The sequence below is a fragment of the Kitasatospora sp. MY 5-36 genome (assembly GCF_001182915.1).
GTDB lineage: Bacteria > Actinomycetota > Actinomycetes > Streptomycetales > Streptomycetaceae > Kitasatospora.
The window spans coordinates 1-9,153 of record NZ_LFVW01000300.1 but is presented as its reverse complement, the minus strand read 5'-3'; the positions used below and the strand labels follow the sequence as shown (position 1 = coordinate 9,153).

Annotated in this window: 8 protein-coding genes; 3 read left to right on the top strand and 5 right to left on the bottom strand. The window is 73.9% G+C overall.

Going from position 1 to position 9,153, the window contains the following annotated elements:
- Window positions 1–106 precede the first annotated feature (106 nt).
- Entirely contained in the window at window positions 107–1,267 is a 1,161-nt protein-coding gene (locus AE652_RS20520; RefSeq protein WP_082345855.1) for a Gfo/Idh/MocA family protein, read from the bottom strand.
- 387 nt (window positions 1,268–1,654) lie between these two features.
- On the opposite strand from AE652_RS20520, the gene AE652_RS20515 reads away from it, so the two are divergent.
- Complete coding sequence (locus tag AE652_RS20515; RefSeq protein ID WP_049653632.1) at window positions 1,655–2,116, top strand: YwqJ-related putative deaminase; 462 nt, start codon at window positions 1,655–1,657, stop codon at window positions 2,114–2,116.
- Between the two features lie 76 nt (window positions 2,117–2,192).
- Window positions 2,193–2,720 carry an SUKH-3 domain-containing protein gene (locus AE652_RS20510; RefSeq protein WP_049653631.1) on the top strand — a complete coding sequence of 176 codons (528 nt, stop codon included), beginning with the start codon at window positions 2,193–2,195 and terminating at the stop codon, window positions 2,718–2,720.
- A gap of 59 nt (window positions 2,721–2,779) precedes the next feature.
- Here the strand turns inward: AE652_RS20510 and AE652_RS20505 are convergent, their stop codons facing one another.
- Complete coding sequence (locus AE652_RS20505) at window positions 2,780–4,048, bottom strand: sensor histidine kinase (protein WP_049653628.1); 1,269 nt, start codon at window positions 4,046–4,048, stop codon at window positions 2,780–2,782.
- 259 nt (window positions 4,049–4,307) lie between these two features.
- On the opposite strand from AE652_RS20505, the gene ppc reads away from it, so the two are divergent.
- Window positions 4,308–7,112 (top strand): phosphoenolpyruvate carboxylase, encoded by a 2,805-nt coding sequence (gene ppc, locus AE652_RS20500; RefSeq protein ID WP_049653627.1) that lies wholly within the window; start codon window positions 4,308–4,310, stop codon window positions 7,110–7,112.
- 67 nt (window positions 7,113–7,179) lie between these two features.
- Here the strand turns inward: ppc and AE652_RS20495 are convergent, their stop codons facing one another.
- From AE652_RS20495 to AE652_RS20485, 3 genes are all read right to left on the bottom strand, one after another.
- A complete protein-coding gene (locus tag AE652_RS20495; protein WP_143204483.1) occupies window positions 7,180–7,503 on the bottom strand; it encodes a hypothetical protein in 324 nt (107 codons plus the stop codon).
- Between the two features lie 145 nt (window positions 7,504–7,648).
- Window positions 7,649–8,227, bottom strand: coding sequence for an aminoacyl-tRNA hydrolase (gene pth, locus AE652_RS20490; protein ID WP_049653623.1), 579 nt, complete (start codon window positions 8,225–8,227; stop codon window positions 7,649–7,651).
- Between the two features lie 108 nt (window positions 8,228–8,335).
- Complete coding sequence (locus AE652_RS20485; protein ID WP_049653621.1) at window positions 8,336–8,923, bottom strand: 50S ribosomal protein L25/general stress protein Ctc; 588 nt, start codon at window positions 8,921–8,923, stop codon at window positions 8,336–8,338.
- Window positions 8,924–9,153: the final 230 nt, after the last annotated feature.

Here is a 9,153-nt window from a genome sequence, read left to right as displayed (position 1 = left end):
GCCAGATCGACCAGCGGGACGCCCTCCCCCGCCGCACCGCCGCCCTGGGCCGGAACGCCCACCCCCGCCCCCGCCGCACCGCTCCCCGAACCGTGCACCACCCCGCTCACCGCGCCTCCGCCCCCGCCCGGACCGCCGCGCCCACCGGCACGGTGACCCCGCCGAGTTCGAGGCTGAGCGAGGCCGCCTCCAGCAGCTGCAGCACCCGCACCCCGGCCCGGCCGTCGGTGAGCGGGGCCCGGCCCTCGGTGATGGCGGCGGCGAACTCGGCCATCACGTTGCGCAGCGCCTCCTGCTCGACCAGCGCCGGCGCGACCATCTCGCCGACCCGGTAGGAGATCAGCGCCCGGTGCCGGATCTCGTCGGTGAGCTGGTCGGGCGGGGTGAGGTCGACGCCCCGGTCGTGCACCGCCAGCCGGGCCTGCGGGTTGAGGTCGTCCCAGACCAGGGTGCGCCGCGAGCCGCCGATCAGGGTGGTGCGGACCTTGGTCGGGGAGAGCCAGTTGACGTGGCAGTGCGCGAGCGCGCCGTTGCTGAGCCGGACCGTCAGGTACGCGACGCAGGCGCGGCCGGCCCCGATCGGGTCGGCGCCCTGGGCGGACACCCCGACCGGTTCGACCCCGGGCGGCAGCACGAAGTCCAGGATCGACAGGTCGTGCGGGGCGAGGTCCCACAGCACGTCGACGTCCGGCTGCACCAGGCCGAGGTTGATCCGCACCGAGTCGAAGAACTGGACGTCCCCGATCTCCCCGCCGTGCACCAGCTCGCGGATCCGCCGCACCGCGGGGGTGTAGCAGAAGGTGTGGTCGCACATCAGCACCAGCCCGCGCCGCTCGGCCAGGTCGACCAGTTCCTCGGCCTCGGCGGCGGAGGTGGTGATCGGCTTCTCCACCAGGACGTGCTTGCCGGCCTCCAGCGCCGCCCGCACCAGCGCGTAGTGGGCGCCCGCCGGTGTGGCCACCGCGACCGCGCCGACCCGTTCGTCCGCCAGCACCCGCCGGTAGCTGGCGGTCGCCCCGACGGTGCTGTACTCCCCCAGCACCGCGCGGGCCTTGGCCTCGTCCAGGTCGCACAGCCAGTGCAGCCGCAGCGCCCGGGTCTGCTGCGCGTTGCGGACCAGCTTCGGGCCCCAGTAGCCGGCCCCGACCACGGCCAGCCCGACGGGGCGCTCGGGCACCGGCCGGGGCGGCTCGTCCGGTGCGGGTACGTGGCCGCCGGGTGCCTGGTTGGCGGCCGGCCAGTGGTCGTCCTGCGGTTCCGACGTCATCGCACGGGCCCCTTCGCTCAGCGCCGGGGTGGGCGGCAGGCCCTCCCCGGTGGCCTCAACGTCCGGCGCGGGCACGGGAGTCGGGCCCGCCCGGCGGTTGCTCCGCGCGGTCGGCCGCGTCCCCCTTCGGCTCGCTGCCGGAACGGTACCGGCCGCGTACCGGCCTCCGGGGCCGTTTCGGTAAATCGGCGGACAAGTCGTGACGGACGCGTGCGCGTTCGGCCAGCATCGGGTGACCGCCGGGCCGGTCCGTGGCGCCACCGGCCGCCGCCGCACCCCGGTTGCGCGGTTGTCAGTGCCGTTTGACAGGCTTGCCCCTGAACAGGCTTGCCCCGGACGGGCCCGGTCACTCCGGCCGACACCGGGTTACCAGGAGGAGGACGACGGATGACCACCGGTGAGCCGGCGGGCCCGCCCGTGCTGCGCCACCACCGCGACAGCCTGCTGCCCGCCGTCGCCGCCGCGCTGTCGCTCAAGGGCGGCGAGGTGCACACCCTGGCGGGCGACAAGGATCCGCGCCGCCCGGTGCTGCACCACCTGGTCGCCGATTTCCTGGACGCCCTGCCGACGGAGGCCCGCGAACGGTTCACCGGCCGCTGCCCGGAGGCCGTCCTGCTCTCCCAGCACCTGGCCGCGGTCGACGGCCGGCGCTCCAAGCGCGCCGCCCGCAAGCCGATGACGCTGCACGAGGCCCGCAAGGCGCTCAAGGGCTCCCGGATGACGACCGTCCGCATCCGCGAGGAGGGGGATCCGGCGCACGGCAGCCACGCCCCGCCCTGCCGCTCCTGCGCTCCGATGCTGGAGCACTTCACCGTGCGCAGCGTCGCCGTCGGGCCGCCCGCGCACTGACCGCCCGCGCACCGGCCGGCCGAGCCACCGGCACGTCCCCCGTCCCCCAGCCCTGGAGCCCGCCCTGAACCCGCCCATCCCGCCCGCACCGGCCACCCTCTCCCCCGCCGGCGCCCGGACCCGCCCGCGCTTCCCCGCCGACGTCGCCGCCGAGCTCAAGGCGGCCGGCTGGCACCCCGGCCGCTGGCAGATCCGGCAGGCCGAGGAGTGGGCCGACGCCCTGGTCGGGTACGGCGCGCCCACCGGCGTGACGCACGCGGTGTTCCCGGCGGCGGTGGAGGCCTGGGCCGAGTTCGGCGGCCTCGCCTTCGACCTGTCCGGCCCGGGCCGCCAGCTGGCCCGCACGCCGTTCCTGATCGACCCGCTGTGCGGCCTGCACCAGCCGCGCACCCTGCTCGACCTCGGCCGGGCGCTGGGCACCCGGCTGGCCCCGCTCGGCGAGGAGGCGTACGGGCAGGCGCTGCTGGCCGTCGACGAGGAGGGCCGGGTCTACAGCCTGGACCACACCGGCGAGTGGTTCCTCGGGCACGGCATCGACCAGGCGGTCTCCGCCCTGGTCCTGGGCACGGCCCCGGAGCGGCTGCGGACCCCGGACGAGTACTGACGAGTACTGACGGGCACCGAGGCGTACGGAGGAGGAGCACCGGGAGCGCCGGGCCCGGCTCAGCGCAGCCGCTCGGCCCGCACCGCCAGCCGGGACGGCAGCACCGCCTCGATCCGGAACCCGCCGTCCGCCTCCGGCCCGGAGGAGAAGGTGCCGCCCAGCGCGATCACCCGTTCCCGCATCCCGACCAGCCCGTTGCCCCCGCTGGGCAGCTTCGCCGCGCCCCGCTCCCCGCCCGGGCAGGCGTTCACCACGGCCACCCGCACCCCGTTCGGCGCGTACGAGAGCAGGACGGACACCTGGGCGCCGCCCGCGTGCTTGTGCGCGTTGGTCAGGCCCTCCTGGACGACCCGGTAGGCGGTCTGCTCGGCCTCGCCGGTGAACTCCTGCCGGCTGCCGCTGACCGTCAGGGTCACCGCCATCCCGGCCACCCGGGACTGGTCCACCAGCCGCGGCAGCCCGGCCAGCGAGTCCGGCTCCGGCTGCCGCTCGTCGTCCATCCGCAGCACCCCGAGGATCTCGCGCAGTTCGTTCAGCGCCTGCCGGCCGACCTCGCCCATCAGCTTGGCGCTCTGCGCCGCCTTCTCCGGGTCCTTGCCGACGATCCGCTCCAACGCCCCGGCGTGCACCACCATCAGCGACACCCGGTGCGCCACCACGTCGTGCATCTCCCGGGCGATCCGGGTGCGCTCCTCCAGCCGGGCCCGGCGGGCGCGCTCCTGCGCCTGCTCGGCCAGCAGGTCCAGTTCGGTCTCCAGGCCGTGCGCGCGGTCCTTGAGCGACTCGATCAGCCGCCGCCGCGCGCCGACGTACAGTCCGGTCAGCACCGGGGCGACCGTCAGCCCGACCGCCACCAGCAGCGACAGCAGGATCTGACCCCACAGCGGCGGCGGGTCCACCGGCCCGTCCCCGGGCGTCATCAGCGACACCGCCATCACGGCGGCCGCCTCGGCGAAGGCCAGCGCGGACAGCGCGACCACCCGGCGGCGCCGCGAGGGCCACTCCCAGGTCGACGCCAGCGTGTACAGCGCCACCACCAGCAGCACCACGCCCAGCATTCCCGGCATCACCAGCAGCGTCACCAGCACCGGGACGGCCGGCCAGCGCCGGCGCACCACCAGGGAGCCGCCGGCCAGCGTGCCGAGCACGGCTATCCCGACCGCTCCCGCGGTGCTGACGTGGATCCGGGCGGAGAGGAAGGCGATCGTGCTGGCCGCGCACTCGACGGCGGCGAGCAACGCCAGCCCGATGTCCAGGAAAGCGCTGCGCGGCCGCTTCCACCACAAGAACGACCGGACCGGCACGCGCTCCCCAGGCGAGTTGCTCATGCCCCACAGCGTAAGCGGCAACCCCCTCCCCTCCCCACCGGGATCTCCCCGTACACCCCCCTAGGCCGTCAAGTGGTCCAGACCACAGGTGGTTTTCGGCAGCCCTGTCCGCCATCCGGCCACGTCGCGGACAGCACCCTCCCCGACACCTATGCTGGTCGCGTCGGACAGCGCGGTCCGCACGCGTCACACCCGCCACACGCGTGTGGACCTGTGACGATGAGCCGTTGCCGAACCCCACCACCACAGGGAGACAGCCGTGACCGCTCCGGTCCCCACCCCGGCGGACAGCCCCACGCCCGTCGTCGCCGATCCCGACAACGCCGCCCTGCGTGCGGACATCCGCCGCCTCGGCGACCTGCTCGGCGAGACGCTGGTCCGCCAGGAGGGCCCCCAGCTGCTGGGCCTGGTCGAACAGGTCCGCCTGCTGAGCCGCACCGACGGCGAGGCCACCGCCGAACTCCTCTCCGACATCGACCTGGACACCGCCGCGAAGCTGGTCCGGGCGTTCTCCACCTACTTCCACCTCGCCAACGTCACCGAGCAGGTGCACCGCGGCCGCGAGTTCGCCACCCGCCGCGCCCGCGAGGGCTCGCTGCTCGCGCAGACCGCCGACCTGCTCGCCGAGGCCGACGCCAAGCACCTCCAGGACACCCTGGCCCACCTCGCCGTGCGCCCGGTCTTCACCGCGCACCCCACCGAGGCCGCCCGCCGCAGCGTCCTCAACAAGCTGCGCCGGATCGGCGAACTCCTCGACCGCATCCACCGCGACGAGGTCACCTCCGGCCTGGCCGCCGCCGACCAGGCCCGCACCAGCAGCGCCAAGCGCTCCGCCGACCGCCGCCTGGCCGAGGTCATCGACCTGCTCTGGCAGACCGACGAGCTGCGCATCGCCCGCCCCGAGCCCACCGACGAGGCCCGCAACGCCGTCTACTACCTGGACGAGCTCTACCGCGAGGCCGTCCCCGAGGTCCTGGAGGAGCTGCACGAGGAGCTCGCCCGGGTCGGCCTGAGCCTGCCCGACGGCGTGCGCCCGCTCACCTTCGGCACCTGGATCGGCGGCGACCGCGACGGCAACCCCAACGTCACCCCGCAGGTCACCTGGGACGTCCTCAACCTCCAGCACGAGTACGGCATCAAGGACGCGCTCGCCGCGATCGACGACCTGCGCAACACCCTCTCCACCTCCGAGCGGCTGGCCGGCGCCTCGGTCGAGCTGCTCGCCTCGCTCAACACCGACCTGCACCTGCTCCCCGAACTCAGCCCGCGCTACAAGCGGATGAACGCCGAGGAGCCCTACCGCCTCAAGGCCACCTGCATCCGGCTCAAGCTGGAGAACACCCGCGAGCGGCTGGCCGGCGGCACCCCGCACGTCGAGGGCCGCGACTACCTCGGCACCCGCGAGCTGATCGCCGACCTGCGGCTGATCCAGGACTCGCTGCGCTCCCACCGCGGCGAGCTCATCGCCGACGGCCGCCTCGCCCGCGCCATCCGCACCGTCGAGGCCTTCGGCCTCCAGCTCGCCACCATGGACGTGCGCGAGCACGCCGAGGCCCACCACCACGCCCTCGGCCAGCTCTTCGACCGGCTCGGCGAGGAGGCCTGGCGCTACGCCGACATGCCCCGCGAGTACCGGCAGAAGCTGCTCGCCAAGGAGCTCCGCTCGCGCCGCCCGCTCGCCCCCACCCCGGCCCCGCTGGACGAGGCCGGCACCAAGACCCTCGGCGTCTTCAACACCGTCCGCCAGGGCTTCGAGCGCTTCGGCGACGAGATCGTCGAGAGCTACATCATCTCGATGTGCCAGGGCGCCGACGACGTCTTCGCCGCCACCGTGCTGGCCCGCGAGGCCGGCCTGATCGACCTGCACGCCGGCATCGCCAAGATCGGCATCGTGCCGCTGCTGGAGACCACCGACGAGCTCCAGCAGGCCGACCGCATCCTCGACGAGATGCTCTCCGACCCGTCCTACCGCCTGCTCGTCTCGCTGCGCGGCGACGTCCAGGAGGTCATGCTCGGCTACTCCGACTCCTCCAAGTTCGGCGGCATCACCACCTCCCAGTGGGAGATCCACCGCGCCCAGCGCCGGCTGCGCGACGTCGCCCACCGCTACGGCATCCGGCTGCGCCTGTTCCACGGCCGCGGCGGCACCGTCGGCCGCGGCGGCGGCCCCTCGCACGAGGCCATCCTGGCCCAGCCCTGGGGCACCCTGGAGGGCGAGATCAAGGTCACCGAGCAGGGCGAGGTCATCTCCGACAAGTACCTGCTCCCCTCGCTGGCCCGGGAGAACCTGGAGCTGACCCTCTCCGCCACGCTCTCCGCCTCCGCGCTGCACACCGCCCCGCGCCAGGCCCCCGAGTCGCTGGCCCGCTGGGACGCCGCGATGGACCAGGTCTCCGAGGCCGCCCACACCGCCTACCGCGGCCTGGTCGAGCAGGAGGACCTGCCGAAGTACTTCTTCGCCTCCACCCCGGTCGACCAGCTCGCCTCGCTGCACCTGGGCTCCCGCCCGTCCCGCCGCCCCGACTCCGGCGCCGGCCTGGACGGCCTGCGGGCCATCCCGTGGGTGTTCGGCTGGACCCAGTCCCGGCAGATCGTCCCCGGCTGGTACGGCGTCGGATCCGGCCTCGCCGCCGCCCGCGCGGCCGGCCTCGGCGACGTGCTGGACGAGATGTACGGCGAGTGGCACTTCTTCCGCAACTTCCTGTCCAACGTCGCCATGACGCTGGCCAAGACCGACCTGCGGATCGCCCGCCACTACGTCGAGCAGCTGGTGCCCGGCGAGCTGCACCACGTCTTCGACGAGATCAAGGCCGAGCACGCGCTCACCCTGCGCGAGGTGCTCCGGCTCACCGGCGAGAGCGAACTGCTGGAGCACAACCCGGTGTTGAAGCAGACCTTCGCCGTCCGCGACGCCTACCTCGACCCGATCTCCTACCTCCAGGTCGCGCTGCTGCGCCGCCAGCGCGAGGAGCTCTCGGCCGGGCGCCAGGACGACCCGCTGCGCGCCCGCGCGCTGCTGCTGACCGTCAACGGCATCGCCGCCGGCCTGCGCAACACCGGCTGACGGCCGGCCCGAGAACGGCCGAGGGCCGGTGTCCCGTCGGGGACACCGGCCCTCGGCCGTGAGGTTCCTACTCCGCGGTCTCGCCCGCGCGCTTGCGCTTCAGCCACAGCGCCGCGCCGCCGGCCGCGACCACCAGGCCGCCACCGACCGCCAGCAGCCCCGCGTCGGGGCCCATCGAGTCACCGAGCACCGGGCCGAACTGCGCCGCCGCCGGCTCCGGGGAGACCGCCGGGTCCGACTCGGCGACCGGCTCCGCGTGCGCCACCGCACCGCCCGACAGCAGGACGCCGGCCACCCCCAGTGCACCGGCCGTACCGACCCGCCGGCCGAGCCGCCTCAGCTCGACCCCCCGGCTCCACCGCACTCGGCGGTCCGGACGCAATTCCCGCATCGAGAACTCCCCAGGACTCGTTCGCGTACCAGGCCGACGCTATCCGATCCCGCACAGGTTTCTCACACCGATTCAGGTTTGACGGGCCAAGCGTTGTACGACCGTTGCGTACCCCGCACAGGGTCCTGACGGATGGTCAGGAGGCTCAGGAGTTGTACGTCCCCTGGGCCCGCTCCAGCCCCTCGGACAGCAGCGCCTCCACCGCGTCCGCCGAGCGGTCCACGAACCACTCCAGCTCCTTGCGCTCGGTCGCGGAGAAGTCCTTCAGCACGAAGTCCGCGACCTCCATCCGGCCCGGCGGGCGGCCGATCCCGCAGCGCACCCGGTGGTAGTCCGGGCCCAGCGACTTGGTGATCGACTTCAGCCCGTTGTGGCCGTTGTCGCCGCCGCCCAGCTTCAGCCGCAGCGTCGCGTAGTCGATGTCCAGCTCGTCGTGGACGGCGACCAGCGCCGAGGCCGGCGCCTTGTAGAAGTCGCGCAGCGCCGTCACCGGCCCGCCGGAGAGGTTCATGAAGGACATCGGCTTGGCCAGCACCCCCCGCCTGCCCGCCAGCCGTCCCTCGGCCACCTGCGCCCGGCTCTTGTGCGCCTTGAACCTGGCACCCATCCGCTGCGCCAGCAGGTCCACCACCATGAAGCCGATGTTGTGCCGGTTCCGGGCGTACTGCTCCCCGGGGTTGCCCAGCCCGACCACCAGCCACGGGCCCTCGTACTCGTCCGCCATGCCGTCCTTCCTCTCCTTCGCGCTCGTCGTCATCATCCCGGACACGCCGCTGCCCCGGGCGCTCCGACGGGAGCGACCGGGGCAGCGGTCCGACTAACGGGGCGAGGCTCAGGCCTCGGTGCCCTCGGCCTCGGCGGCCTCGTCCTCGGCCGGGGCGGCCTGGGCGCCGATGACCTGCAGCACGACGGCGTCGGCGTCGACGGCCAGGGTGACGCCGGCCGGCAGGACGATGTCCTTGGCGTGGATGGCCGCGCCGGCCTCCAGGCCCTCGACCGAGACGGTGACCGACTCGGGCAGGTGGGTGGCCTCGGCCTCGATCGGGAGCGCGTTCAGGACGTGCTCCAGCAGGTTGCCGCCGGCGGCCAGCTCGCCCTCGGTGTGGACCGGGATCTCGACGGTGACCTTCTCGCCGCGCTTGACCAGCAGCAGGTCGACGTGCTCGATGGTGCGCTTGATGGCCTCGCGCTGGACGGCCTTCGGCAGGACGTACTCGTCCTTGCCCTCGATCGGGACGACCAGCAGGGCGTTCGGGGTCTTCAGGGCCATCATCAGGTCGTGGCCGGGCAGGTTCAGGTGAACCGGGGCGTGGCCGTGGCCGTAGACGACACCGGGGACGAAGCCGGCGCGGCGGGCGCGACGGGCGGCACCCTTGCCGAACTCGGAACGGGTCTCAGCGGCAATACGGATCTCGGACACGACTGCACTCCTCGTGGAAATGGCGCGGGGGTGCAGGCAATGCGAAAACCGCCGGGACCACACCCTCAGTACGTTCGGGGGTCACTCGGCGGCAACGGCCTGCCGGTGGACGGGAGTCCGGCACCGGCAGCGCGTCGATCACGGAGCGGGCACCCGGCAAGCAGGCGCACGGCATCCCTCGCCGAGCAGTTTCACGAGTCTAACCGCACGAGCGGCCTCCCGCGAAATCG

Coding starts and splice junctions, on each gene's coding strand:
- AE652_RS20520 (WP_082345855.1), bottom strand. CDS start 1,267: ATGACGTCGGAACCGCAGGACGACCACTGGCCGGCCGCCAACCAGGCA.
- AE652_RS20515 (WP_049653632.1), top strand. CDS start 1,655: ATGACCACCGGTGAGCCGGCGGGCCCGCCCGTGCTGCGCCACCACCGC.
- AE652_RS20505 (WP_049653628.1), bottom strand. CDS start 4,048: ATGAGCAACTCGCCTGGGGAGCGCGTGCCGGTCCGGTCGTTCTTGTGG.
- AE652_RS20495 (WP_143204483.1), bottom strand. CDS start 7,503: ATGCGGGAATTGCGTCCGGACCGCCGAGTGCGGTGGAGCCGGGGGGTC.
- pth (WP_049653623.1), bottom strand. CDS start 8,227: ATGGCGGACGAGTACGAGGGCCCGTGGCTGGTGGTCGGGCTGGGCAAC.